This is a genomic window from Fulvimarina pelagi HTCC2506 (assembly GCF_000153705.1).
In the GTDB taxonomy this organism is placed as follows: Bacteria; Pseudomonadota; Alphaproteobacteria; order Rhizobiales; family Rhizobiaceae; genus Fulvimarina; species Fulvimarina pelagi.
Genome location: NZ_DS022272.1, coordinates 1,342,259 through 1,366,310, shown reverse-complemented (window position 1 = coordinate 1,366,310; position 24,052 = coordinate 1,342,259). Strand labels below are relative to the sequence as shown.

Below are 24,052 nucleotides of genomic sequence, written 5' to 3'. Positions count from 1 at the left end.
CCATCTTCTCGGCCCGGAACCGGAATGTCTCGCACCTGTCTTACGATCATCCTCGCGGCCGGCGAGGGCACCCGCATGCGCTCGTCTCGCTCAAAGGTTCTGCACGAGGTCGGCCATCTGCCGCTTGTTCGCCATGTTGCCCGCGCGGCACTTTCGGCCGGGGCTGCGCAGCTCGCGGTAGTCGTTGGAAGGGACGGAAAGGCAGTGGCGGACGCCGTTCGCGAAGATGCGCCCAATGTACAACCCTTCAGGCAGGACGAACGCCTCGGCACCGGCCATGCTGTACTCGCAGCACGAAGTGCGATTATGCAAGGATTTGACGATATCGTTGTCCTCTTCGGCGATACGCCGCTGTTGACCGAAGATACGCTGATGAGGGCCCGCGGCGAGCTGGCGGGTGGCGCCGGCGTCTGCGTTATCGGCTTCCGGCCCGCGGACCCAACGGGATACGGGCGCTTGATCGAGGAGGAAGGCGAACTCGTCGCCATTCGTGAACACAAGGACGCGAGCGAGTTAGAACGCGCCATTGGGTTCTGCAACGCCGGCATCATGGCCTTCGCCGGTTGGGGTGCGCTCGCTATGCTCGATAAGATCGGCAACGACAACGCGAAGGGCGAATATTATCTCACCGATCTCGTCGCGATCGCTCGTGCGGATGGCCACCGGGTGACCGCCATCGAAGCTCCTGTCGCCGAGACCATCGGCGTCAACAACCGCTCCGAACTCGCCGAGGTCGAGTCGCTCTGGCAGGATGTCGCCCGAGAGCGCGCCATGATCGGAGGCGCGACGCTGACAGACCCCAAGAGCGTTTATTTCGCCTATGACACCGAAATCGCCGAGGACGTGACGATCGAGCCGAACGTCATCTTCGGGCCGGGGGTGATCATCGAAGCGAACGCGTTGATCCACGGGTTTTCTCATATCAAGGGCGCGCGGATTGGGGCTGGCGCTTCCGTCGGCCCCTTCGCGCGTCTACGCCCGGGGGCCAATCTTGGCGAGAATTCCAAGGTGGGCAATTTCTGCGAGGTCAAGCAGGCTGACATAGCTGCCGGCGCCAAGGTAAATCATCTGAGCTATATCGGCGATGCCAAGGTCGGCGCGGCGGCCAACATCGGCGCCGGCACGATCACCTGCAATTACGACGGTGCCTTGAAACACCTGACCGAGATAGGCGCCAACGCCTTCATCGGTTCCAACTCGGCCCTTGTCGCACCAGTGAGGATCGGAAACGGGGCCTATATCGGCTCGGGTAGCGTCATCACCGAAGACGTCGAGGACGACGCGCTCGGGCTCGGCCGCGGCCGACAGGTGAACAAGCCCGAACTCGGTAAGCAGATCGCCGAACGTAACGCGGCGGCGAAGGCGGCGAAGAAGGGCGAAAACTAGACCGCGATGCGGCTCACCGAACGTCATCTTAACCCTGTAATCCGAGGTCATTCTTTGTGACGTGCGGAATTCGGGCGTTGCGCTATTGAAGTTCAAAAGAAGACCGTCAGCGCGGTCTCTCGCTAACAACGACACGAACCAGGGTTGGTCTTCATGTGCGGCATTATCGGGATCGTCAGTTCCGAACCGGTAGCGGAACGGCTGATCGACAGTCTGAAGCGGCTCGAATACCGCGGCTATGACTCGGCCGGCATCGCCACGATCGAAAACGGCTCGCTGTCGCGGCTCCGCGCCGAAGGCAAACTGATCAATCTGACGAACAAGCTCGCCGAGAACCCGCGCTTGGGAACGATCGGCATTGGCCATACCCGATGGGCGACCCATGGGGGCCCGAGCGAGCCTAACGCCCATCCCCACCAGACCAAACTGCTTTCAGTCGTCCATAATGGAATCATAGAGAACTATCGCGAGCTTCGCAGCGAGCTCGAAGCCGACGGTACCGTATTCGAAAGCCAGACGGACACCGAGACCGTCGCCCATCTCGTCACTCGCGAGATGTCGAGTGGCCGACCACCCAAAGAGGCTGTCCAGCAGGCCCTTGCTCGCCTTGAAGGCGCATTTTCGCTCGCCTTTCTTTTCGATGGCGACGAGAGTCAGTTGATTGGCGCACGGCGCGGCTCGCCCCTAGTGGTCGGCGACGGCGACGGCGAGACGTTCCTTGGCTCGGACGCTATTGCTTTGTCGCCCTTCACTGACCGCATCCGCTACCTTGAAGAGGGCGATCTCGCCGTGCTGACCCGGCATTGCATCGATGTCTTCGACGAACTCGGTAATCCAGTCGATCGGGCAGTTAAGCGCTCGACCAGTAAGAGCCACTACGTCGACAAGGGCAATTACCGGCATTTCATGCTCAAGGAGATCTACGAGCAGCCGGAGGTCATCGGCCATACACTCGGTTCCTTCGTCGATCTGACAACGGGAAAGACGCGCCTGCCGGCAAGCGCCTCGATCGATTTTTCGAGCGTGAAGCGGATGGCTCTTTCGGCCTGCGGGACCGGCTTCTACGCCGCACTTGTCGGGCGGTACTACTTCGAGCGCTACGCAAGGATAGCTTGCGATCTCGATGTCGCCTCGGAATTTCGCTACCGGGAGAGCCCACTCGAAGATGTGGACCTTGCGCTCTTTGTTTCCCAGTCGGGCGAGACTGCCGATACGCTGGCTTCGCTACGCCATGCGAAGGCTGAGGGCCTTCAGACGGCCGCGATCGTCAATGTCGATGAATCGACTATCGCTCGAGAAACGGACCACGTCCTGCCAACCCTCGCCGGCCCTGAGATCGGCGTTGCCTCGACCAAGGCCTTCACCTGCCAGCTGATGGCTCTCGCCGCATTGTCGATCCGCGCGGGTGTCGCACGCGGCCGGATTTCTGAGGCCCAGGAGATGGAGTTCACCAAGACGCTTCAGGAGACGCCGCGACTCGTTAACGAAGCACTCCATCTCGAAGATCAGATCGACCAGCTTTCGCGAGAGATGGCTACGAAAAAGCACGCGCTCTTCCTCGGTCGCGGCTTCTCCTATCCGCTTGCTCTCGAGGGCGCCCTGAAGCTCAAAGAGATCAGCTATATCCACGCAGAAGGCTACGCGGCGGGCGAACTGAAGCACGGGCCGATCGCGCTCATCGACGATACCATGCCTGTCGTCGTTATCGCGCCGCACGACCGGAGCTTCGAGAAAACCGCTTCCAACGTCCAGGAGGTCGCGGCACGAGGCGGCGACATCATTCTCCTGACGGACCGCAAGGGCGCTGAAGCCAAGGTGGTGGACGAGGCCCATACGATTGTCATGCCGCGGATGCCGGAAATCCTGACGCCAATCGTCTATTCTATTCCGCTGCAACTTCTAGCTTATCATACAGCCGTGCAAATGGGTACGGATGTCGACCAACCGCGCAACCTCGCAAAGTCGGTGACGGTAGAATAGGGCCAGGGTGGCTGGTGGACTGCCTGTAGCCAAGTCATTGGCGCAACCGTCCTTGCACCTTTCATAGACGAATAACGGCGCCACAACGGGCGCCGTCCAAACGGGGCGGCATGTCCGCCCGCAACTATCTTCGGTTGGGATCGCTGGGGTGCGAGATCAGCGGCTGCGTCCGGATTTCGGCAGAAGTCCTTCGCGCTGAGCCTGCTTACGGGCTAGCTTGCGTGAACGGCGAACCGCTTCCTGCTTGCGGCGGGCGCGCTCTTCCGAGGGCTTTTCGTATGAACGCCGCGCTTTCATTTCCCGAAAAACACCTTCGCGCTGCAACTTCTTTTTAAGCGCGCGTAAGGCCTGATCAACATTGTTGTCTCTAACGTCGACTTTCAAAACGTCTCCTTCATCTCAAGTGCATGTCGTCTGCCGTGTCCTCTTGGCGTGGACCGACGTAAAAAAGGACAAACAGCGGGCGACCGCTAAAGGTTCAAACGGCAACCGCCTTCTTCCGTGTGGAAGAGGTGGGCTTTTTAGGCGCCTTGGCTTTCACCGACTTGCTCTCAGCGCTCCGACGGGGGCGCTTTGATGCAGGTTTGACGACTTCGACCTCTTCGCTTTCAACGCGAGCGAGCCGTGCGGCTCTGAGACGCTCCGTCTTGGCCTGCCTCGCAGCATTCTCCGTTGCGATGATGATCCCAGCCGTGCCCTTTTCGGAGCGATGCGGCACGGACCCATCGGTCTGAGCGACCTCGGCCTTTTCGCGTGAAATGCGAGAGTTGTCCATGGCCTGAGGTCCTTATCTCATGAATTGCGACGCACGTCCAACTCGGCCCTAAGTAACGTAGAGCCGCTTTGACGCTTTGTGAATGTGCCCGTAGGCAAATGGGCCGCATCGAATGCGACCCACAGCGCCCGTCAGGCGAGTTGTATGTTCACAGCCTTCGGGCCTTTACCGCGCGGATCCGGCTCGGTGTCGAAGGTGATTTTATCACCTTCCTGAACCGAAGAGATCCCGGAGCGCTCGAGCGCGGATATGTGCAAGAAGACGTCCTTCGAACCGCCCTCGGGCGTTACGAAGCCGAAACCCTTGCTCTCGTTAAAGAACTTAATCGTGCCAGTCTGGCTCATGGGAGCCCTTTCTGATGTTTCGCCGGATGGTCTATACGGCCTGCATCGCTGCACAGCGCAGGATACAATGGATTGTCAGACGCCGCGGGACGCAGTGTCATTGGTTCGGACGTTCACAAGAATGGGCGAAAGGAGTGGTTCGAACGGCTGCGACGACAAAGTCACGGCAGATTCGCTTGGAGCAAGCGAGATGAACGGCAGCCAGACCCCGGGCTCATAAAATCCCGACGGCCTGTATATGGAGATCATGCGCCCTAAAGGCAAGGTCGCAGTTCTGCAGGGCGTCGCGTCCAATACCGATTTCAATTCAAACCGGACCTATCGGCGTCGCACACTCATTGGCAGGCCGTTCTCGGGCTGCACCGTGATACGTTGCACGACAGAAGGCTGTTTCGCGCCCGTATAGTCGAAGCGAAGCGAGCGCATCAGGATCGCTAGTGCGATCACGGCCTCCTGAAGGGCGAAACTGGCACCAATGCAGACGCGCGGTCCGACGCCAAAGGGGAGATACTGGTAGCGGTCGATCGCTTCGCGCCTATCCGGCATGAACCGCTCCGGGATAAAGTGATCCGGCCTATCCCACAGCATTTCGTGCCTGTGGATCAGCCAAGGCATGACGAGTACCGTTGCTCCAGCCGGGATTTTGAGATCGCCGACTTGGTCGGGCTGCAATGCGGTCCTGTTTAAGGATGGTGCCGGCGGATAGAGGCGCATGGATTCTTCAAAGGCCGCACGGGTCCGCGGTAGAGCGTCGAGATACTGGCTCGGATGCTCGAGTGATGGGACAACCGCATCTATCTCTGTTTCCACCTTTTCTCGCTCGTCGGGGGCCTGGCTGAGAAGGTAGAGAGTCCAAGCCAAAGAGCGCGCTGTAGTCTCATGGCCAGCGCCGATAAAAGTGATGATGTTGTCTTCGATTTCGTCGCGCGAAAGCCCGTCGGCCTTGAGCAGAAGCGTCAAAAGATCGGCCGGAACGCCTTCCGGATCGCGCTCGAGTTGAGCTCTGCGCTTCTCGATGGTGTCGCCGATGAGTTGGCGGAAGTACGCCATCGATTTGCGCCCGCGCAGACGCCTGATGCGCGGTAGAAATTGCGGTGCACCGAGCAAATCGAGTGGGTCGACACGGCCCATCGAGCCAAGAAAATCGCTCGTCGAGCGGGCGAATTCGTCAGGTTCGGAGGCGATGTCGTCTGAAAACAAAGTCGCCTGAAGGATATCGAACGTCAGCAGCGTCGTCTCATGGCTGATGTCGATCGTTTTGCCGGTCATTCCGGAAAGCCGCTCGCGCGCGTTTTCCGATCTGGCCGCCATCGACTCGGTGAAGCCGGCAATGTGGCGAGGCGTGAAGACCGGCGCGATCGCCTTCCGCGTGCGCCGCCAAAGTTGTCCCTCCGCTGTCAGAAGACCGTCCCGCAGCAGTGGACGTAGGATGCGCTGGCGAAGCGGCTGCATCACGTAATTCTTAGCGTTTTCGACTAGGAGATGCCGCACCGCCTGCGGATCGTTGACGACGATGTTCGGCACGCCGAGCCAACGTCCCTCAATGTAGGGCTCCTTGAAGGCTCGCGTTCCCCAGATTTCAATCGGATTGCGCGAAGCGGTCTGGAGAAAGCCGAAGAAACCTAAGGGTTCGGAATGAGGAACAGGGGCCGGCGCTCGGAACGGACGTGTTTGTTCCGTCGGCAGAATTGGAGCATTGAGTGCTGCAGTTGCATTGCTCATCGAACGGTTCGCCCATCGGTTCCGAGACTGGTTTCGTCACAACATGGGCATGCGGACGAAGCCCGTCGACGGCAACCGCCTCTTACTGCACTGTCGCAAATCGCCGCGCTGTGCCGAAGCTGGGTTCTCGACTGACCCTTGCCGGCGCGAAACCTTTACATGTCTAGGATGCTGTGAACGCCTGCGAAACAGGGGTGTTTCACGTCTCGGCATCGAATGGCGATTTTGGCGACCCCGGCGATCCGAAGCATTTCCGATGGTCGATGTGGTACGTCGCGGAGGCCGCAGAGGACCTAGCGAGCCGATCGCCAAGTTCGACGGCCTAAGAGCTGCTGCGGGCCGCGCTAGCGGTTAGGCTATCACGCCTTGGGATATCTGCGAATTCGGAGCCTGTTGCGTTAGGCGCATCGATCCGTGGACGGCTCGAGCGGATCGATCCACAACGCTTTCATACCATGCCCACAGTCTTTATATACTGGTGGTCTCTCACGGCGATTCTTCGTCGGGGGTGTGGCGCAACGTGTCCGCCCTTCGGAAGCATGCAAGGAAAATCATGTCCGCAGCCAATGATCTGTCCGCCGGTCTCTCGGCCGAATACGGTGCCGACTCCATTAAGGTGCTCAAGGGTCTCGATGCGGTTCGCAAGCGCCCTGGCATGTACATCGGCGACACGGACGACGGATCTGGCCTGCACCACATGGTCTACGAAGTCGTCGATAACGCGATCGACGAGGCACTCGCGGGCCATGCGGATCATGTAACGGTCACGCTCAATGCCGACGGCTCCTGCTCGGTCTCCGACAATGGACGCGGCATCCCAACCGGCATTCATAGCGGCGAGGGCGTTTCGGCGGCCGAGGTCATCATGACTCAGCTGCATGCTGGCGGGAAGTTCGATCAGAACTCGTACAAGGTTTCCGGCGGTCTCCACGGCGTTGGCGTCTCGGTCGTCAACGCCCTTTCGGTCTGGCTGAAACTGAAGATCAGACAAAAAGGCAAGATCTTCGAGATGGCCTTTACCCACGGCGTCGCAGACGGTCCGCTGGCCGTCGTGGGCGATGCCGGCGAGGTGACGGGCACGGAGATCACCTTTATGCCGTCGCACGACACCTTTCGGGGTGTGACGGCCTTCGACTACTCGACGCTCGAGCATCGCTTGCGCGAACTCGCATTTCTTAATTCCGGCGTACGCATCATCCTCACCGACAAGCGGCCAGCAGACGAGAAGAGGATCGAACTCTTCTACGAGGGCGGGCTCGAAGCCTTCGTGCGCTACGTCGACCGCGCCAAGAAACCTTTGATCTCAACGCCCATATCGCTCACCGGCGAGAAGGACGGCATCACGGTCGAAGTCGCCATGTGGTGGAACGATGCTTACAATGAAAACGTCCTCTGCTTCACCAACAACATTCCCCAGCGAGACGGCGGCACCCATCTCGCCGGTTTCAGGGGCGCGCTGACACGGCAGGTCGGCGGCTATGCCGAAGCGTCCGGGCTTCTGAAGAAAGAGAAGGTCACGCTTACCGGCGACGATTGCCGGGAAGGCCTCTCCTGCATTCTTTCGGTCAAAGTGCCGGACCCGAAGTTCTCTTCCCAGACCAAGGACAAGCTCGTCTCTTCGGAGGTGCGCCCGGTCGTCGAGAATCTCGTCAATCAGGGCCTGTCCGAATGGTTCGAGGAGAACCCGCAGGAAGCCAAAATCGTCATCTCAAAAGTCGTCGAGGCCGCGGCCGCGCGTGACGCGGCCCGTCGCGCCCGCGAGCTGACCCGCCGCAAGGGCGCGCTCGACATCACTTCACTCCCCGGCAAGCTCGCCGACTGTCAGGAACGCGATCCTGCCAAGTCCGAAATCTTCATCGTCGAGGGCGATTCGGCGGGGGGCTCGGCCAAGGGCGGACGCTCGCGCCAGAACCAAGCGATCCTGCCGCTCCGCGGCAAGATCCTGAATGTGGAGCGTGCGCGGTTCGACCGGATGCTCGGCTCCGATCAGATTGGCACGCTCATCACGGCGCTCGGTACCTCCATTGGAAAGGACGAGTTCAACGCCGACAAGCTGCGCTACCACAAGATCATCATCATGACGGATGCCGACGTCGATGGCGCTCACATCCGCACGCTTCTACTGACCTTCTTCTTCCGGCAGATGCCGGAATTGATCGAGCGCGGCCACGTCTTCATTGCCCAGCCGCCGCTCTACAAAGTGACACGTGGCAAGCAGAGCCAATATCTGAAGGACGAGAAGGCTCTGGAAAACTACCTGATCGAGGGTGGCCTAGACGACGCCTCGCTGACTCTCGCGTCCGGGGAGGTGAGGGCGGGCCGCGACCTACGCACAGCGGTCGACGACGCGCTTGCCGTCCGCAACGTCTTGAGTGGCCTCCATTCGCGCTACGACCGGTCGGTTGTCGAGCAGGCTACAATCCTCGGCGCACTTTCGCCGGAGGTCGCCGACCATCCGCAAGACGGCCCAGAGACCGCCAAGCGCATCGCCGCACGCCTCGATCTGATCGCCGAGGAAACGGAACGCGGCTGGACGGGTGAGGCAGTCGCTGGTGGCTATCGCTTCATGCGCACTGTGCGGGGTGTGACTGAAGTGCAGACCATCGACGCTGCGCTGCTTCAGTCGGGCGATGCTTTGGCACTGATGCGCTACGCACCCCGTCTCAGAGAGGTCTACGACGGCGGCGTCCCGACGCTTGCACGCAAGGACACTGTGCGGGACATCGCAGGTCCGCTCCAGCTGCTCATTACCGTTTTCGAGGTTGGCCGCAAGGGCATCACCACCCAACGCTACAAAGGCCTCGGCGAGATGAACTCCGATCAGCTGTGGGAGACGACGCTCGATCCTGACGCCCGCACATTGGTGCGTGTGAAGGTGCAGGACGCGACAGATGCCGACAATCTTTTCGCTCAGCTGATGGGCGACGAGGTCGCCCCTCGACGCGAGTTTATTCAGGACAACGCGCTGACGGTGGCGAACCTCGATATTTGATCTCGCCGGGAGGCCGTTGCGAAGGTGAAATAGGCCCGGAAGGCTGAAGCTTCCGGGCCTTTTATTTGGCCATTTCGGACCGTGGCTGCGCTTATTGCGGTACGAGCACATTGTTCACAACATGGATGACGCCGTTCGATTGGTCGACATCCGCGATCGTGATGATCGCCTTGCCGCCGTTCTCGTCGACGATTGCGAGTCCCTGACCTTCAGGCATGGCGGTGATCGTATCGCCGGAGACGGTCTTCATGGCGAACTGCCCGCCGTTGGCGTTCGCGCGCGCCAGGATCTGACCAGCCGAGAGGTCGCCCGCGACGACATGCGCCGTCAGAACCTTAGTAAGCTGATCGTTGTTTGCAGGATCCATCAACATCGAGACGGTGCTTGACGGAACCTTGCCGAAAGCGGCGTCGGTCGGAGCGAAGACAGTGAACGGACCAGGCGAGGCAAGCGTCTCGACGAGCCCTGCCTGCTTGACGGCAGAGACCAGCGTCGTGTGAATCGGCGAGTTCGACGCGTTTTGAACAATGGTCTGGTTCGACGGCATGGCGGCGCCTCCGACCGTCGGGTTCTGAGCGAGCGCTGCCGGGGCGGTGGCAAGAGCGAGCGATGTGGCGACCAGCGTCGATTTCAGAAATTTCGTCATAGGTGAGTCCTCCCTGTTTGCGTGAACGCAGCTTCATCGCAGCGTTTCGTATTGAGCTACGGAAGCACATGGCGCGAGGATGCGTGTGGTATCTGCTTTGGGTTTCCAGGCTCGTATTCGAGCGCAATCAGAAACACGGCGGATAACGTCGCTCTGCACGCTGCAGAATGAGGCCGGAAAGTCCCAGCGCGGGCCTCCTAGCATCAAACGAAAATGCTCCGGGACAAACGCTGGACAGTCCGATTTCGCTTCTCTATAAGGCCGGCATTCGCGAGGCTTTCTGTCGAGATTTTCGAGACCTGCCAAGCCTACGCCGCGAGATGCCCGAGTAGCTCAGTTGGTAGAGCAAGCGACTGAAAATCGCTGTGTCGGTGGTTCGAATCCGCCCTCGGGCACCACTGTCCAACTCGTCTAGCCCTTGTCGGGGCACACAACGATCGGACCACGGCGCTTCGTGCCGCGAACGTGCCGTCCATCCGAACGTCGGCATCTCCCTGCAGTCCGCATGAAAAGGTACCGCCGACTTCTAGCAGACGCTTTGGCGTACAGAGGGGGTGCGCTAGAGACGGACAACCTGCAGCCGATCAAGCCGTTGGGCCGGCAGCGTCGCTAAGCGACATGGAAGTCGCGTTCGATCTTCGTTTATTCGATAAACTGGGACCGTCCTACTCGACGAGTCCAATAAGAGACTGGAGCGGGCGATGGGGATCGAACCCACGACATCAAGCTTGGGAAGCTTGCGTTCTACCGCTGAACTACGCCCGCCCGCGGTGTCGGACAATGATCGGTTGCCTGACGCTCGTCAAGTTGGGCCGCAACACTCTTCTCGTTGGCCAGATCAGTCTGCTGACAGCCCCGCCGCTTCGGCCGCCAGTTTGGTAATCTCGTCCCACGCCCCGTCCTTGATCAGAGCCTTTGGCGCAACCCACGAGCCTCCCACGCAGACGACGTTCGGTAGAGCCAGATAGTCGCGCGCATTGTCGGGTGAAACGCCGCCTGTCGGGCAGAATTTGACGCCCTGAAAAACCGGCGCGAGGGATCTGAGATAGGACAGCCCGCCACTCTGCTCGGCGGGAAAGAACTTGAGCACCTCGTAGCCTTCCTGCAGCATTGCGAGAAGCTCGCTGGGCGTCGCCGAGCCTGGCAAGAACGGTATTGCGCTTTTCTTTGCCGTGTCGAGCAGTTCGACGGTTGCGCCTGGCGAAACGATGAATTTTGCGCCGGCCTTCACCGCATTCGTGTAGTCGTCCGGCTTCAGGATCGTTCCGGCGCCGCAGATAGCTTCCGGCACATCGACCACGATCGCTTCGATAGCCTCAAGCGCAGCTGGTGTGCGGAGCGTCACCTCGATCGCTTTGAGGCCACCCTTTGCCAAGGCGCGGGCTAGGCCTACGCCCTCCTGTATGCTGTCGACGGCGACAACCGGAATGACGGCTTGGCCGGTCAGGATTTGCAGCAGGCGATCGGTCTTCTGCATGTTTGGCTCTCGAATGCGTTGATTGCTGTTCACCGCGCTTATGCGCGCCGAGCCGGCATGGTGGCAAGGTCGGATACCGGGATCTCCGCCCACATGAGCGCGGGCAGCCGAAAATCAATCGGGCCGGCAGCGAACTTCGCTACCGACCCGAGATGAGGTCACTAGGATCTGGCGTGGTGGCTTACCAGCCGCCGTTATAGGTGCGATAGAAGATATGCTTGCCGATTTTGTCGACCTTTTCCATCGCGCTCGCCCAGCGCGGACGAACATAGTTCGCATGGTAATGGGTCGAGGAGCCAACCTCGGTCAGCCAGGTCTCGCCGTGGGTCACGGCTTCGGCAACCTTCTCGGCCCGGGTATAGGACTTCTTGTCGGCGATGCGATCCTTGATGCCGTCGCAGGCGAAGGAGAACTGGCAGCGATTACGCCAATGCTGGTTCTGGTAGACGACACCGCAAATGGTGTCCGGAAAGGATGGGTTGCGCACACGATTCAGCATGACCTGCGCGACCGCGGCCTGACCCTCTTCGCTTTCGCCGCGGGCCTCAAAATAGATACCACGGGCGAGGCATTCCTGTTCCTTATCCGTAAAGGACGATTTCGGTAGCACCTTCGCTGCCCATGCGTGATCCTCCTCGCCGATCGGCGGAACGAAGGCTTCGGGCTGATCCTTCAGCACTTTCTCGAAAAGCGAGGCGGCGCGGCCTGAATTGCGTCCTTCGCCGGACGAAGCGTATCCGAGTGCGAGCCCCTGGCTCGGTTGAAGCGCGGCCAGAAGAAGTTTGTCGTTGGTATTTTCGGAAGCCTCGATACTCGGAGGACCGCTCAGACGGTAGTTCGCGGCAATACGGCTCGCCTCGTCCAAGGTCTGGGACGGCTGAGCGAATGCAGTGCGGATACGGGCGTTGCCGCCTGCGACGCGCGAACCCATGATCGGTTCGTCGGCGAAGGAGCCAGAAGCGGCAACGGTGGCGAGATAGCTGTCGCGAACGGTCTTTTCGAAGACCCGCCCTGTCTTGCCCGAAGACTCGATCCGATCGGCGTCGCTCATCAAAGCAAGTTCCTGAGCAATCGCCTCCTTGGCGACGCGCAGTGGGTCCGTGACCGACAATCCGATGTCCGACGATGCAATGTCGGCGATCTGTCGCGCCGTGTCTGCGTCGACCGGGATATCGTTGAGGACGGCTTGCCAGCCGGACCCAGAAACTGTGCCGCCATTGACCGCGGTCACATCCTGCAGACCAGCGGTCGCCGGCGCAATCAGCATAGCCGCAACCGAAGCGACTGCGAAAATCGCGGTCTTGGACATCAGCGAAGCGTTCCCCCGAACACCGCGCGTGCCTTCCACGCCCCCAAATTTCATTACGCCCCCGTAACTTCCCGGTTACACCTTACCAGATGTTTTCCAACATCCCCCAGTGACCTTGTTCTTTGGTTAACAGAACGTGGCGATTTTCAGGACGAGCGCTTCTTTTTTGCCGCGTAGGGATTCCGAGGCTTGCGCAATCCGAGTCGGATCGGCACGCCCTTTAGGTCGAACGAATCCCGTAACCCGTTAATTATGTAGCGAGAATAGGATGCGCCGATCGCTTCGGGGCGAGTCGTCGACAACATGAAGGTTGGTGGCCGGGTCTTCACCTGGGTCATGAATTTTATCGTAACGCGCCGCCCGGAGACAGCCGGTGGGGGATGATGCGCAATCGTCCTTTCGAGCCACTGGTTGAGCTTGGCGGTCGTCACGCGGCTGTTCCAGGTACGGTGGGTGTCGACGACGGCCTTCATCAGACGGTCGAGCCCTTCCCCGGTTTCACCGGAGATCATGACTGTGCGAATGCCGCGAACCTGCGGCAGCAGACGTTCGGTCTTCTCGCGCAACTCCTTGGCGAGTTCCTGCCGATCCTCGGCGATGTCCCACTTGTTGAAGGCAATCACCGGCGCGCGGCCTTCGCGCGCGATGAGGTCGACGATCGTCAGGTCCTGACGCTCGAAGGGAATGGTGACGTCGAGGACGATCACTACCACCTCGGCGAATTTGAGGGCCCTCAGCGCATCGGCGACGGAGAGCTTTTCCAGCTTCTCCTGCACCCGCGCCTTGCGACGGAGGCCCGCCGTATCGAAGATTTTGAAGTGCCGGCCGCGCCATTCCCACTCGACAGAGATCGAATCGCGCGTGATCCCTGCCTCCGGCCCGGTCAGCATTCGCTCCTCGCCGAGCATCCGGTTGACGAGGGTCGACTTGCCGGCGTTCGGGCGCCCGACGATCGCCATGCGCAGCGGCTTGGTCTCGTCGTAGGGGAGGGGCGTGTCGTCATCTTCTGGCACCGGGACATCGACGATCGCCTCGTCCGACGCCACGGCATCGCGGTCGAAGACCTCGATCCCGAGGGCCTCTACGAGGGCGTCGCGTAGATCGCCCATGCCTTCGCCGTGCTCCGCCGAGATCGCCACCGGGTCGCCCAGCCCAAGCGCATAGGCATCGAGATAGCCGATATCGGAGTCGCGCGCTTCGGCCTTGTTGGCGACGAGCACAATCTTGCCGCCGGCGCGTCGGGCGACCTCCGCGAAGTCCTGATCCTCCGGCGTGATCCCGCTCTTCACGTCGACCATGAAGAGCGAGAGATCGGCGATGCGGATCGCTTCCTCGGTCTGCTCACGCATGCGGCCGGAGAGGCTCTCGCTATGGGCGTTTTCGAGGCCGGCCGTGTCGACGATCTCGAAGGAAAGATCCATCAGCCGCCCTTCGCCGGGTCGCCGGTCGCGGGTGACGCCGGGCTGGTCGTCGACGAGCGCGAGACGTTTGCCCACGAGACGATTGAAGAGCGTCGACTTCCCGACATTGGGACGCCCGATGATGGCGATCGACACCATGGAATTTGTCTCCGATTGCCACGCGCCTCACTTCGGGCAGTGGCGTGCTATTCGTTGGGGGCGGAGCCCTCGTCGGCCGCAGGTTCGGGCAAGATCACCGTCTCCGCGTCGTCTTCGGCATTCGCTGGCTCGCCAGTCTCGCCGGATGCGTCGGGCTCGGCGTTCTCGCTGGCCGCTCCGCTATCGGCTTCCGATTCCGCCGATGCAGGCGATGTGGCCGTGTCGGGAAGTGCCGACGCCGCGCCTCCACCATCTTCTGCGGTCGAAGCACCGCCCCCTGTCGGGGCCTCTGGAGTAGAAGCCGGCGCGCTGTTTTCGGCAGCGGCCGGGTCTGGCGAAGCAGCCTCGGATGCTGCGTCGGCCTCCGTCGTCGCGACATCACTGGCCGGGGCCGTCTCGGAAGCGCCTTCGCCTTCGGTCTCGCTTGGCTCTGTCGCGACTTGATCCTCGTTGCCGGTTTGAGACGCCGGGTCGGTCGGCGCAGTCGAAGCTTCGCCGGATGCCTGCGCGTCCGTCGCCGAAACCTCCCCTGGCTCGTTCGTACCGGCCGTTGCAGCCTCGGCCGATGCGCCGGCCGCAAGAAGCCCGGTGATGAGACCGGCGCGTTGACTGATGCCGTTCGGCGCGTCCCCCGCCTCGAGGATCGACTGATATAGATCGCGAGCGGTCTCGGTATCACCCGCTTTCCAGGCAGCGAGCCCAATCGCATCGCGAGCGGCATAGCGCAGTGGATTGTCGTCGCCGGTCAGCCTTTCGGCGCGGGCACGCACATCGTCAAGACTGCCGTGGTCGACAAGCAGATAGGCCGCTCGTAGATCGGCCATCTCCCGCAGACTTTCGGGCACGGAACTGTCGTTCGCAACGGCTTCATAGGACGCTATGGCATCTTCGTTGCGTCCGGCCTCGGCCTCGGCATTGGCGATCGACATCTGGGCGAGTTCCGGATACGCGCCCGAACCGTCTTCCGCGATGGCGCGGAATGCTTCGATCGCGCCGTCGATGTCACCTTCGCGGACGAGGTCCTGCGCGGCGAGATAGCGGTCGCCGGTCGCATTGGCTTGGGCGATCGAATAGCGTTGCCAGCCGACATAGGCACCAGTCGCCAGTATAACGATCAGGACAACCGATACGATCGCCGTGCCAAACCGCGTCCAGATCGACTTCAGTCGATCCTGCCGCAACTCCTCGCTGACCTCGCGGAAGAAACCCTCGTCGCTCATCGCCTCACGCTCTTGTCGTTGTGCCGAAATCCTTTGCCCCAATGGGCGGTTCAGCTTTTCGAGGGGTCTTCTAACAAGTTTTGCGGCGCAAGGAAGGGCAAAGCCGGCCTAGCCGATGGGCGCAACGCCGAACAGCCATTGGTGGAGCCAGAGGACGAAGGCGATCGTCGCCACGAAGCCGACCACGACCGCGATGACGTCGCCCTTCAGCGACACCTCGGACGAGGCGACCGGATGCGCATTGCGACGGACCGCGGCCAGGTAGTCGAGAACTGCCCAAGCCAGCAATGAACCGAAGAGTACGACATCAGCGAGCATACCGTTGGCAATCAGATGACCTCCGGCCCAAAAGGCGACGCCCAGGACCATCGGATGGCGGGCCAGCCGCTTGATATGGCCCGCAGGGACATAGGCCGCAGCAGCGAGAACGAAGGCGATCGGGACAAGGACGAGCGCTAGGTGAGAAAGGCTTTCCGATGGCGTGTAGAGGGCGCCTGCCGTTGCCTGCGCTTCGCGGTATCCCTGGCCTATCAGGATCAGGCCGACAAGGGAAACCAAGCCGTAGGTACCCTTGTAGGCCATTTCGCCGATGCGGCCGATCAACGCCTCCCGCGGTGCTTCTCCGACGATGCGGATGGAATGCATGCCGATAAAGATGATTAGACCTGCAATCAGCCAACTCACGCGAATGTCCCCTTCAGACCAGTGGCAGATGCAGAATAGCATGCATCGCAAAGCGTCACGGTGCCTCGGCGACAAGTTTCATCAAGCGCGGTATGGGTTTCCGCTCCGAAAGCGGCACCTGATTGGCCCTTGAAGCTAACGGCACCATTTCTGGTTGTTGAACAAGTCGTTTGAGAGAGGGATCTGCATGGCTGGAACGGCGGCACTCGGCGCAGTAGCGATCTATTGCGGCCTGAACATAGCGATCCTGTTTTGGATCTCGTTCGCGATTGGGCGAATCCGCGTCCGCCATCAGATCATGGTGGGCGACGGTGGAAACGCGCATCTCGCCAAGGCAATGCGTGGCCATGCGAACGCCATCGAGATCATGCCGATGACGCTTCTTGCTCTTGCGCTTGCAGCGCTCCTCGGAGCGTGGCCGTCGGTCATCCACGCTCTGGGCCTGGCGCTGACGATCGGGCGGGTGCTGCACGGCCTGCATTTCACCCGCGCCGAAGCGCCGCTCTGGCAGCGGATGATCGGTTTCGGACTGTCGATGGCATCCATGCTCGCTTCCGCGGCGACCGCCGTGTTCATGGGTCTGTCGGCTCTCTGACATGGCGCCCGAATCTCCCGGGTCGGACGTTGAAACAGGCCGTCATGCGCAAGACGTTCGGCGGTGAAGGGACGCCATCGAAAGGAGGCAAACCGATGAAACGTCTTCCCACCATTTTCGCCGGGCTCGCCCTCGGTCTCGGCGCCGCATGCACCTCCAAGCCCGATTTCGCCCGTCCGCCGGTCGCCGGTGCCAATCCCGCGGGCGGCGGGACCGAATGCAATGCGGCCGCCGCCCAGAGCCTCGTCGGCACCGGCATGAACGCGGAGGCGCAGGCTAGGGCCCGAGATTTGACCGGCGCGGAGAGCGTGCGCGTCGCGGGCCCGGATACGATGTTAACACAGGATTTCGTGCCGATGCGCCTGACCATTCGAACCAACGAGACCGGCCAGATCACTTCGCTGGACTGCGGTGAAACCGGTCGCTCTCCGATAAACCGGCATCGGGCGAAAATGACGCAAAAGCGTTCTTGATTTGATCTTTTTCCTTAACCGGCTCCGGCTATGATCGCCGGTATGGAAGCGAATCAGATCATGGAATGGCTCGCGACGGATCATCTCGCGATCGGCCCGATCGACTTCAGCGGGATCGCATTGATCGTCGCCGGATCGGCTGTGCTCTTCGCCGTGCTCTGGCTGAGGGCGCTTCGCCGCATCTGGTGGCTGATGTCGAGGATCGACGTCTCCGCCGGTGGTGCGGAGGGGCTCGACGCCGTGTTGCGTGCCCAGTCGGAACTCGCCGGCCGGCTCCAGACCATGACCGAAGTGCTCGGATCGCGGCAGGCCGAATTGACGTCGACGCTCGCGGGGCGGCTCGACGGGCTGACCAGTTCCGTCGGTCGCTCGATCATGGCGACGGGGTCTGAAACCAAGGATACGCTTTCGGCACTCGGGGAGCGGCTGGCGATCATCGACGACGCCCAGAACCGGATCGGGCAGCTCGCGAGCGGTATCTCCAAGCTGCAGGACATTCTCGGCGACAAGCAGAGCCGCGGGGCCTTCGGCGAGTTGCGCATGCAGACGATCGTCGCCGATGCGCTGCCGGCGAACGGCTACCGGATGCAGGCAACGCTTTCCAACGGCAAGAGGCCCGACTGCCTGATCGAGATGCCCAACGGCGCGCCGCCCCTTGTCGTCGACGCCAAGTTCCCGCTTGATGCCTACGCCGCGCTGAGCGCTGCTGAAACGCCCGAGGCCAAACAGTTCGCTATGAGCCGGATGCGGCGCGACATGGATGTGCATATTCGTGCGGTGTCCGCAAAATACCTGATTCCCAACGAGACTCTCGACACCGCGCTGATGTTCGTGCCCTCGGAGACGATTTTTGCACTTCTTGGCGAGAGCTTTCCGGACATCATCCAGAAGGCTTTCCGGGCGAGGGTGGTGATCGTTTCCCCAACGTTGCTGATGCTTTCGATTCAGGTGATTCAGAATCTTCTCAAGGATGCGCGGGTGCGCGAAGAGGCCAGCCGTATTCAAAGGGAAACCCAACATCTTGGCGAAGAGATCGCGAGACTGAACGACCGGGTCAGCGCGCTCAAAAATCATTTCGGACGTTCGGCCCGAGATATCGACCAGATACTGATCTCGACCGAAAAGATCGTCCGTCGCGTCGATAGGATCGGCGAATTGCCGTGTCAGGAAGACTTCAGCGGCAGTCGAACAGCGGCCGAGTAGAAATCACACTTTTGTGATATCTAGTGAACTAATTGCGAAAACAGGCTGATAATGCGGGTGTTGCCAGCTATCAATGCGGATCAAACCCGCTTATCCTTACCTAGAGGTTAATTTTTCCGGGATCGAAATGGCGAGTCGCGTCGTTTGGGAGCCAGTTATTCGATCCTGAGGGGGATGAAAATGCGACGCGCGGCGCGGACACTGTTGACGGCGGTAAGCTTGGCCCTAGTGCCGGCCTTCGCGTCCACGGCCCCAGCTCACGCGATTGGGCTGGCTGAAGCCTACAATTCCCAAACCGATGTCGATTTTCGTCAAGGCCTGCAAATCCGTCTCGCATGGACAGGCGATTATGAGGGCGAGTTCGACGGCATCATCGGGCCACGCTCTCTCCGCGCTATTCGAGACTTTCAGGCTCGGCATGGAATGGAGCCAAGCGGCATCATTTCCGACGATATGCTGGCTCAACTCGTCTCAAAGTCCGACTCGATCCAAGACAGCCTCGGCATCGCATTCGCCGACGACGCACTCACCGGCGCACGCATGCTGATTCCATTCAACCGGGTCGTCGACTCGGGCAAGACGGACGTCGGCAATCTCTGGCGGTCAGAGGATGGTCGGCTCGAAGTCGAGACCGTCCGTGTCGCGGACACTGGGCAGACGCTCAAAGGGCTTTACGACGTTCTGACCACTGAAACCGACACACGCAGTGTATCGGACTCTGAATTCACGCCGAACTGGTTCCGAGTTTCGGGGAACGATGGCGGACGCAGTTACCTGATGCGTTTCGAAGTCGGAGATAGGAGCGAGTTCGACCTTCGCGGTTTCTCAGTCTCGTTTGACCCCGCGATCGAGGAAGAAGTCGAGCCCTTCCTGTATGTTGCTTCGGAACTCTTCGAACCCTTCGCGCTCGAGCCTCGTCAGCCGCTTCTCGCAAGCCGCGAGGATCGTCCGTTCAGCGCGATGATGGAACGCCGGCGCGGGAGCGAGGAGCGCGACGGTCGCTATGCTCTCGCCTATGCAGATCCATCGCAGCCGAACATGTTCGCGATGCCCCCCGCAGATGGAGATATGTCCACCAGCGAGCGAGACGCGGACGATGTGGCGTTCGACATGGCGGGCTCCGGGTTCGCCGTTTCGAAGGATGGCTGGGTTTTGACCAACGCTCATGTGGTCAACGCCTGTAACGCAGTTCTCGTAAGCGGGCATGGCCGGGTTATAGACCGGGTTGTCGACAGTGAAAACGATCTCGCGCTCGTCAAGGTCGAGGGTCGGTTCGAGGAGCCGCTGAGGATTGCAGTGGACAAGCCGCGCCTCGGCGAGGACATTCTGGCGCTTGGTTTCCCATTGCGTTCGATCCTCGCGGACTCCCTCAACGTGACTCGGGGCAACATCTCCTCGCTGCTCGGCCTAATGAACGATCCGCGCTACATGCAGATCTCCGCGCCCGTTCAGCCTGGTAATTCGGGTGGCCCGCTCGTCGACTTGGCGGGACGCGTCGTCGGTGTTGTCACTGCCAAGCTCAATGCGGTCGCAGTGGCCGACGCAACCGGCGACATTCCGCAGTCGATCAACTTCGCGATTCAGCCGAACGCCGTTTCGACTTTCCTGGATGCGAACGATGTTGATTACCAGACCGCCGATGCCGATGCGTCGTTCCAGAGCGTTCCCGATGCGGTCGCTGGAGTAAAGGACTCCATTCTTCCGGTTCTTTGCCTGGACGAGTAAACGGGCTCGATAAAAAACCGGTCTCCTATTCGCGCCGCGTGGGTTTCTCGCGCGGCTTTTTCGTATGGGAAGCTTTTCTTCGGTTAGATCTGTGTCTGAGAGTAGAATGGAACAGCTTCGCTTCGCTTCTTGTTCTCGTTGAAACACCGCAACGACGGAAGGAGTACGTGATGCCGGACCTCAGCACCGAACCGAAAATGATGCGCTCGCAGCAGGACAAGGACACGCCGGAGAACCTGTCTGAAGACGAAACGCGTAACACCGAAGCGCGCAAAGACAGCGATCGCGAAAGCGGGAAGGATCGCGAGGAGTCGAAGGCAGGCATCGCACGATACGAGACCGAGCAACAGACCGCGATTTTCGAGGGCAACAAGCGCGGCGAAGGCGACGTGCTGGGCGACGGTGAAGAAGCGACCGCTGAAGAGAACGCGGGGGATCCGAAGACTGGCATGGCAAGCAAAGGCCGCTCGCGCCTTTGAGCGCCATGAACGCCAGTCAAACATTAAGAATTCGGTCCGCGGTTACCCCCGTGACTGATGCATCTCAGCTGATCTTTCGGAGAAAGGTCGTCAGGTCGTCAGTGACGAAGTCTATGTGATTTCCATCGCGACCCTCGTGTTCCCAATAGTCGCCGAACGTCGTCTCGAAATTGCGCGGTACGACGAGGATGGTTTTCATACCGAGCATCTTCGGCACGGTAAGGTTCTTCGCCAGATCCTCGAACATCGCCGAATGCTCGACCTCGATTGCGTGCAGGCCTACGAACTTGTCGTATGTTTCCGCTGCAGGCTTGGGCACGAGATCCGAAGCGACGATGTCGAAGATGTCCTCGAAATGGTCGAGGACACCGAGTTGCTTTGCCGCCCGCTCGGCGTGTCCACGATCGCCATTGGTAAAGATGAACTTCCGGCCGGGCAGGGCGGCAATCGCCTCGCCAAGATGCGGGTTCGGCTCGAGCCATGAATAATCGATGTCGTGCACGAAGCGCAGGAATGCGTCGGGATCGATTTCCCGTTCGGCCATCAGACCGCGCAAGGTCGTGCCGTAACGGCGATAGAGATCCTTTTGGACGACGCGCGCTTCGTCCCTCGGCAGGGTCATAAGTTCGGCGATATAGCTCGTCATCCGCTGATCGATCTGCGAAAAGAGGTCCGAATGACGCGGGTATAGCGTATTGTCGAGATCGAAGATCCAGTCCCGCACGTGCGCGAAGGCATCCCGGTCGGCTTCAGCAGTCAGCGTCGTGTGTGTCGTCGTGCTCATTCGTCCTGTCGTCGGTTCGGATGTCGCGCGGCCCTTCCGAGGCAGAGTCGCCTAAAAAGGTTCACAAGGGATGTGGATTGAAATCACGGTCGCGGCCGCATTTCTGCAGAACCTCCGATCCGCCCTTCAGAAGCGTCTCAAGGCCCAACTGTCCACCACCGGCGCGACCTTCGTTCGTTTCGGGTTCGGGTTGCCATTCGCCGTTGTCTACTTCCTGACGCTGCAAAGCTTCGGATTCACGACAACGACGCCGAACCTCATCTTCTTCGGATATGTCGTCTTCGCGGCGATTGCGCAAATTGCAGGTACCGCGCTCCTGATCCTCGCCTTTTCCTATCGCAACTTCCTGGCGGCGACGGTCTATTCGAAGACTGAGCCGATCATCGCGGCAGTTTTTGGTTTCCTCATCATCGGCGATGTCTTGAACCCGATAGGCCTCGTTGCGATCCTGATCGGACTTCTTGGTGTCCTCGTCCTTTCGATCTCAGATACGGGCAGCATTCGGCGCATCATGAAGCGCTCTGCGATCCCCTCGGCGCTCGTTGGTCTCGCCTCCGGCTTCGGCTTCGCCTTTGCAGCCATAGGCGTCCGCGGCGCGGCGCTGTCCCTCGACGGGGCGGAGCCGATCCTCGCCGCGGCGCTGACACTGGTCTGGATGATCACCCTGCAGACGGTCGCGATGGCGGCATACATGCTGGCTTGCGAGCGGCGCACCCTAGGCGCGATTGCGAAAAATTGGCCGACTGCCCTGCTGGCAGGCTTCTGCGGTGCCGCCGCGTCCATCTGCTGGTTCACCGCGATGGCCATGCAGCCGGTCGCTCTGGTCAAGACCGTCGGCCAGAGCGAACTCCTGTTTGCCTATGCGGCGTCGCTCTGGTGGTTCCGCGAACGCATCTCTAGAACCGAGCTTGCCGGTTGCGGTCTCGTTGTCCTGTCTGTCTTGATCCTCGTTCGGTCTGGCTGAAGGCCAGAATGGCCGAGCCTCGCTCAGGGAACGATGAGCGTTCCCGCGCCATGCTCCGTCAGGAGTTCAAGCAGCACGGCATGCCGTGTCTTGCCGTTGAGAATAACGACACCTTCTACACCCCGCTCGAGCGCATCGATGCAGGTTTCGACCTTCGGGATCATACCGCCGGAGATCGTCCCGTTGCGGATGAGCCCCTTCGCCTCGCTCACACTCAGCTCTTTGATGAGTTCTTTATCTTTGTTCAGGACGCCGGGGACATCTGTCAGGAAGAGAAGACGCGAGGCGTTAAGAGAGCCTGCGATGGCGCCGGCGAAGGTGTCCGCGTTGATGTTGTAGGTCGCGCCGTCCCGGCCGGGAGCCACGGGCGCGATTACCGGGATCATTTCCGATCGCGCTAAAAGATCGAGCAATGTGCGGTCGACCTCGACAGGTTCGCCGACGAAGCCGAGATCGAGTACCTTCTCGATGTTGGAATCCGGGTCGATCATCGTCTTTGTCGCTTTTTCAGCGAAGACCAGGTTGCCATCCTTGCCGCAAAGACCGATGGCCCATTCGCCCTCGGCGTTGATCATCGCGACGATTTCCTTGTTGATTGAACCGGCGAGCACCATTTCGACGATCCGCACCGTCTCCGCGTCGGTCACACGCAGGCCGCCCTCGAAACGCGACTCGATGCCCATCTGGTTGAGCATGCGGCCGATCTGAGGGCCGCCGCCATGGACGACGATCGGGTTGACGCCAGACTGCTTGAGAAGCGCGATGTCGCGGGCAAAGGCGCGACCGAGTTCGGTATCGCCCATGGCATGCCCGCCATATTTCACGACCACGCTCTTGTTCTCGTAGGCCTGCATGTAGGGCAGGGCCTCCGAGAGAAGGCGGGCCTGGGTCTCGGCATTATCCAAAGCGGAAGGGGTGTCGCTCATCGTGGTCTCTTGCTCGTCACCGGCGGGTTGAGCACTCTAGAGTTGCCTAGCTAGGGCGGTCCCGCTTCGCCGCGTTTTTAACGGGAAACGGCGGCCGAAAGAACCCGTCGTGAGAGAACAGTATCGCTAGACGGAAAGTCGCGCTGGTTTCGTATGCAAGGCGCATCAGATGTCTATCGATGATAGTTCAAGGAGGGTGCGCGATGGGACACGAAAAGCGAACTTATCGCTCGGTGATGATCCGACACGTTTGGGCAGGTATTGTAGCCACGCTCGTCTTCGCTCTTGCACCGCAATCGGCGGCGGCGCAGGACGTTGAGCTCGAAAACGCGAAGGAGGATGGCGTTCAACTTCTCATGCGCCACGCCATCGCACCGGGAACCGGGGATCCCTCCGATTTCGCAATTGGCGACTGTTCCACCCAGCGAAACCTCTCCGAAGAAGGCCGCGATCAGGCGCGGGCGATCGGCGAGCGGATCAGGGCGGACGGCATTGGGATCGACGTTGTCCTCACCAGCCAGTGGTGCCGCTGCCGTGAAACAGCCGAGCTTCTCGACATCGGTCCAGTCGAGGATGCCCCATTCCTCAACTCGTTCTTCGGTGACCGCTCGACAAGCCAAGCGCAGACCGAGGCCGCCCGCGAGCGCATTCGCGAACTCGCTGAAGCGGGACGCAGGGCAATGCTCGTCACCCATCAGGTCAATATCACTGCGCTGACAGATGTGTTTCCCTCTTCGGGAGAGATCGTTCTCGTTGCCGCTGGCGAGGACGGATCGATCGAGGTGCGCGGCTCGATCGATCCTTAAGCC

22 protein-coding genes and 2 tRNA genes are annotated in these 24,052 nt (G+C 60.7%); 11 read left to right on the top strand and 13 right to left on the bottom strand.

What is annotated here, in order from left to right; translation table 11 throughout:
• Positions 1-24 precede the first annotated feature (24 nt).
• Together glmU and glmS are read left to right on the top strand one after the other, a co-directional pair.
• Positions 25-1,386, top strand: a complete 1,362-nt coding sequence (gene glmU, locus FP2506_RS06415) for a bifunctional UDP-N-acetylglucosamine diphosphorylase/glucosamine-1-phosphate N-acetyltransferase GlmU (RefSeq protein WP_007066606.1) — start codon at positions 25-27, stop codon at positions 1,384-1,386.
• A gap of 153 nt (positions 1,387-1,539) precedes the next feature.
• Positions 1,540-3,366 (top strand): glutamine--fructose-6-phosphate transaminase (isomerizing), encoded by a 1,827-nt coding sequence (glmS, locus tag FP2506_RS06410; protein ID WP_007066605.1) that lies wholly within the window; start codon positions 1,540-1,542, stop codon positions 3,364-3,366.
• A 156-nt stretch (positions 3,367-3,522) separates the two neighbouring features.
• Here glmS and rpsU read toward each other — a convergent pair whose 3' ends face one another.
• The 4 genes from rpsU to FP2506_RS06390 all read right to left on the bottom strand — a co-directional run bounded on the left by rpsU (position 3,523) and on the right by FP2506_RS06390 (position 6,207).
• Entirely contained in the window at positions 3,523-3,750 is a 228-nt protein-coding gene (gene rpsU, locus FP2506_RS06405) for a 30S ribosomal protein S21 (RefSeq protein ID WP_040488968.1), read from the bottom strand.
• Positions 3,751-3,844: 94 nt separating this feature from the next.
• Complete coding sequence (locus FP2506_RS06400; protein WP_007066603.1) at positions 3,845-4,141, bottom strand: hypothetical protein; 297 nt, start codon at positions 4,139-4,141, stop codon at positions 3,845-3,847.
• A gap of 131 nt (positions 4,142-4,272) precedes the next feature.
• The gene (locus FP2506_RS06395; RefSeq protein ID WP_007066602.1) at positions 4,273-4,485 is read right to left on the bottom strand and encodes a cold-shock protein; all 213 of its coding nucleotides are present in this window, start codon (positions 4,483-4,485) and stop codon (positions 4,273-4,275) included.
• A gap of 318 nt (positions 4,486-4,803) precedes the next feature.
• Positions 4,804-6,207: a cytochrome P450 gene (locus FP2506_RS06390; protein WP_007066600.1), complete on the bottom strand. Its 1,404-nt coding sequence runs from the start codon at positions 6,205-6,207 to the stop codon at positions 4,804-4,806.
• Positions 6,208-6,760: 553 nt separating this feature from the next.
• Between FP2506_RS06390 and gyrB the strand changes: the two genes are divergently transcribed.
• Positions 6,761-9,199 (top strand): DNA topoisomerase (ATP-hydrolyzing) subunit B, encoded by a 2,439-nt coding sequence (gyrB, locus tag FP2506_RS06385; protein ID WP_007066599.1) that lies wholly within the window; start codon positions 6,761-6,763, stop codon positions 9,197-9,199.
• A gap of 91 nt (positions 9,200-9,290) precedes the next feature.
• Here the strand turns inward: gyrB and FP2506_RS06380 are convergent, their stop codons facing one another.
• Positions 9,291-9,845 carry a fasciclin domain-containing protein gene (locus FP2506_RS06380; RefSeq protein WP_007066598.1) on the bottom strand — a complete coding sequence of 185 codons (555 nt, stop codon included), beginning with the start codon at positions 9,843-9,845 and terminating at the stop codon, positions 9,291-9,293.
• Positions 9,846-10,167: 322 nt separating this feature from the next.
• Between FP2506_RS06380 and FP2506_RS06375 the strand changes: the two genes are divergently transcribed.
• Positions 10,168-10,243 (top strand) — tRNA-Phe (locus FP2506_RS06375).
• Positions 10,244-10,535: 292 nt separating this feature from the next.
• Here FP2506_RS06375 and FP2506_RS06370 read toward each other — a convergent pair.
• The 6 genes from FP2506_RS06370 to FP2506_RS06345 form a co-directional block, all read right to left on the bottom strand.
• A tRNA-Gly gene (locus FP2506_RS06370) sits at positions 10,536-10,610 on the bottom strand.
• Between the two features lie 73 nt (positions 10,611-10,683).
• Positions 10,684-11,322 (bottom strand): bifunctional 4-hydroxy-2-oxoglutarate aldolase/2-dehydro-3-deoxy-phosphogluconate aldolase, encoded by a 639-nt coding sequence (eda, locus tag FP2506_RS06365; RefSeq protein WP_007066597.1) that lies wholly within the window; start codon positions 11,320-11,322, stop codon positions 10,684-10,686.
• Positions 11,323-11,503: 181 nt separating this feature from the next.
• Positions 11,504-12,631, bottom strand: coding sequence for a cell wall hydrolase (locus FP2506_RS06360; RefSeq protein ID WP_040488966.1), 1,128 nt, complete (start codon positions 12,629-12,631; stop codon positions 11,504-11,506).
• 146 nt (positions 12,632-12,777) lie between these two features.
• Positions 12,778-14,190: a ribosome biogenesis GTPase Der gene (gene der / locus FP2506_RS06355; protein WP_007066595.1), complete on the bottom strand. Its 1,413-nt coding sequence runs from the start codon at positions 14,188-14,190 to the stop codon at positions 12,778-12,780.
• Positions 14,191-14,237: 47 nt separating this feature from the next.
• Positions 14,238-15,410 (bottom strand): tetratricopeptide repeat protein, encoded by a 1,173-nt coding sequence (locus FP2506_RS17930; RefSeq protein ID WP_007066594.1) that lies wholly within the window; start codon positions 15,408-15,410, stop codon positions 14,238-14,240.
• Positions 15,411-15,518: 108 nt separating this feature from the next.
• Positions 15,519-16,094, bottom strand: a complete 576-nt coding sequence (locus tag FP2506_RS06345; RefSeq protein WP_040489472.1) for an NnrU family protein — start codon at positions 16,092-16,094, stop codon at positions 15,519-15,521.
• Between the two features lie 187 nt (positions 16,095-16,281).
• Here FP2506_RS06345 and FP2506_RS06340 point away from each other — a divergent pair, with 187 nt between their 5' ends.
• From FP2506_RS06340 to FP2506_RS06320, 5 genes are all read left to right on the top strand, one after another.
• A complete protein-coding gene (locus FP2506_RS06340) occupies positions 16,282-16,689 on the top strand; it encodes an MAPEG family protein (RefSeq protein ID WP_007066592.1) in 408 nt (135 codons plus the stop codon).
• Between the two features lie 95 nt (positions 16,690-16,784).
• Positions 16,785-17,162 (top strand): I78 family peptidase inhibitor, encoded by a 378-nt coding sequence (locus FP2506_RS17925; RefSeq protein WP_187289025.1) that lies wholly within the window; start codon positions 16,785-16,787, stop codon positions 17,160-17,162.
• 60 nt (positions 17,163-17,222) lie between these two features.
• Positions 17,223-18,365: a DNA recombination protein RmuC gene (locus FP2506_RS06330; protein WP_244404133.1), complete on the top strand. Its 1,143-nt coding sequence runs from the start codon at positions 17,223-17,225 to the stop codon at positions 18,363-18,365.
• 228 nt (positions 18,366-18,593) lie between these two features.
• Positions 18,594-20,090: a serine protease gene (locus FP2506_RS06325; RefSeq protein WP_244404258.1), complete on the top strand. Its 1,497-nt coding sequence runs from the start codon at positions 18,594-18,596 to the stop codon at positions 20,088-20,090.
• Positions 20,091-20,260: 170 nt separating this feature from the next.
• Complete coding sequence (locus FP2506_RS06320; RefSeq protein ID WP_007066588.1) at positions 20,261-20,569, top strand: hypothetical protein; 309 nt, start codon at positions 20,261-20,263, stop codon at positions 20,567-20,569.
• A gap of 64 nt (positions 20,570-20,633) precedes the next feature.
• Here FP2506_RS06320 and FP2506_RS06315 read toward each other — a convergent pair whose 3' ends face one another.
• Positions 20,634-21,353 carry a pyrimidine 5'-nucleotidase gene (locus tag FP2506_RS06315; RefSeq protein ID WP_007066587.1) on the bottom strand — a complete coding sequence of 240 codons (720 nt, stop codon included), beginning with the start codon at positions 21,351-21,353 and terminating at the stop codon, positions 20,634-20,636.
• A gap of 70 nt (positions 21,354-21,423) precedes the next feature.
• Between FP2506_RS06315 and FP2506_RS06310 the strand changes: the two genes are divergently transcribed.
• Positions 21,424-22,317, top strand: a complete 894-nt coding sequence (locus FP2506_RS06310; RefSeq protein WP_007066586.1) for an EamA family transporter — start codon at positions 21,424-21,426, stop codon at positions 22,315-22,317.
• Between the two features lie 23 nt (positions 22,318-22,340).
• Here FP2506_RS06310 and argB read toward each other — a convergent pair whose 3' ends face one another.
• Entirely contained in the window at positions 22,341-23,243 is a 903-nt protein-coding gene (argB, locus tag FP2506_RS06305) for an acetylglutamate kinase (protein WP_040488964.1), read from the bottom strand.
• A 203-nt stretch (positions 23,244-23,446) separates the two neighbouring features.
• Between argB and FP2506_RS06300 the strand changes: the two genes are divergently transcribed.
• The gene (locus FP2506_RS06300) at positions 23,447-24,049 is read left to right on the top strand and encodes a histidine phosphatase family protein (protein ID WP_007066584.1); all 603 of its coding nucleotides are present in this window, start codon (positions 23,447-23,449) and stop codon (positions 24,047-24,049) included.
• Positions 24,050-24,052: the final 3 nt, after the last annotated feature.

What these genes read in the sequence shown, in the direction of transcription:
- glmU (WP_007066606.1), top strand. Translation starts at nt 25, where the DNA reads ATGTCTCGCACCTGTCTTACGATCATCCTCGCGGCCGGCGAGGGCACC.
- glmS (WP_007066605.1), top strand. Translation starts at nt 1,540, where the DNA reads ATGTGCGGCATTATCGGGATCGTCAGTTCCGAACCGGTAGCGGAACGG.
- FP2506_RS06400 (WP_007066603.1), bottom strand. Translation starts at nt 4,141, where the DNA reads ATGGACAACTCTCGCATTTCACGCGAAAAGGCCGAGGTCGCTCAGACC.
- FP2506_RS06395 (WP_007066602.1), bottom strand. Translation starts at nt 4,485, where the DNA reads ATGAGCCAGACTGGCACGATTAAGTTCTTTAACGAGAGCAAGGGTTTC.
- FP2506_RS06390 (WP_007066600.1), bottom strand. Translation starts at nt 6,207, where the DNA reads ATGAGCAATGCAACTGCAGCACTCAATGCTCCAATTCTGCCGACGGAA.
- gyrB (WP_007066599.1), top strand. Translation starts at nt 6,761, where the DNA reads ATGTCCGCAGCCAATGATCTGTCCGCCGGTCTCTCGGCCGAATACGGT.
- FP2506_RS06380 (WP_007066598.1), bottom strand. Translation starts at nt 9,845, where the DNA reads ATGACGAAATTTCTGAAATCGACGCTGGTCGCCACATCGCTCGCTCTT.
- eda (WP_007066597.1), bottom strand. Translation starts at nt 11,322, where the DNA reads ATGCAGAAGACCGATCGCCTGCTGCAAATCCTGACCGGCCAAGCCGTC.
- FP2506_RS06360 (WP_040488966.1), bottom strand. Translation starts at nt 12,631, where the DNA reads ATGTCCAAGACCGCGATTTTCGCAGTCGCTTCGGTTGCGGCTATGCTG.
- der (WP_007066595.1), bottom strand. Translation starts at nt 14,190, where the DNA reads ATGGTGTCGATCGCCATCATCGGGCGTCCCAATGTCGGGAAGTCGACG.
- FP2506_RS17930 (WP_007066594.1), bottom strand. Translation starts at nt 15,410, where the DNA reads ATGAGCGACGAGGGTTTCTTCCGCGAGGTCAGCGAGGAGTTGCGGCAG.
- FP2506_RS06340 (WP_007066592.1), top strand. Translation starts at nt 16,282, where the DNA reads ATGGCTGGAACGGCGGCACTCGGCGCAGTAGCGATCTATTGCGGCCTG.
- FP2506_RS17925 (WP_187289025.1), top strand. Translation starts at nt 16,785, where the DNA reads ATGAAACGTCTTCCCACCATTTTCGCCGGGCTCGCCCTCGGTCTCGGC.
- FP2506_RS06330 (WP_244404133.1), top strand. Translation starts at nt 17,223, where the DNA reads ATGGAATGGCTCGCGACGGATCATCTCGCGATCGGCCCGATCGACTTC.
- FP2506_RS06320 (WP_007066588.1), top strand. Translation starts at nt 20,261, where the DNA reads ATGCCGGACCTCAGCACCGAACCGAAAATGATGCGCTCGCAGCAGGAC.
- FP2506_RS06315 (WP_007066587.1), bottom strand. Translation starts at nt 21,353, where the DNA reads ATGAGCACGACGACACACACGACGCTGACTGCTGAAGCCGACCGGGAT.
- FP2506_RS06310 (WP_007066586.1), top strand. Translation starts at nt 21,424, where the DNA reads ATGTGGATTGAAATCACGGTCGCGGCCGCATTTCTGCAGAACCTCCGA.
- argB (WP_040488964.1), bottom strand. Translation starts at nt 23,243, where the DNA reads ATGAGCGACACCCCTTCCGCTTTGGATAATGCCGAGACCCAGGCCCGC.
- FP2506_RS06300 (WP_007066584.1), top strand. Translation starts at nt 23,447, where the DNA reads ATGGGACACGAAAAGCGAACTTATCGCTCGGTGATGATCCGACACGTT.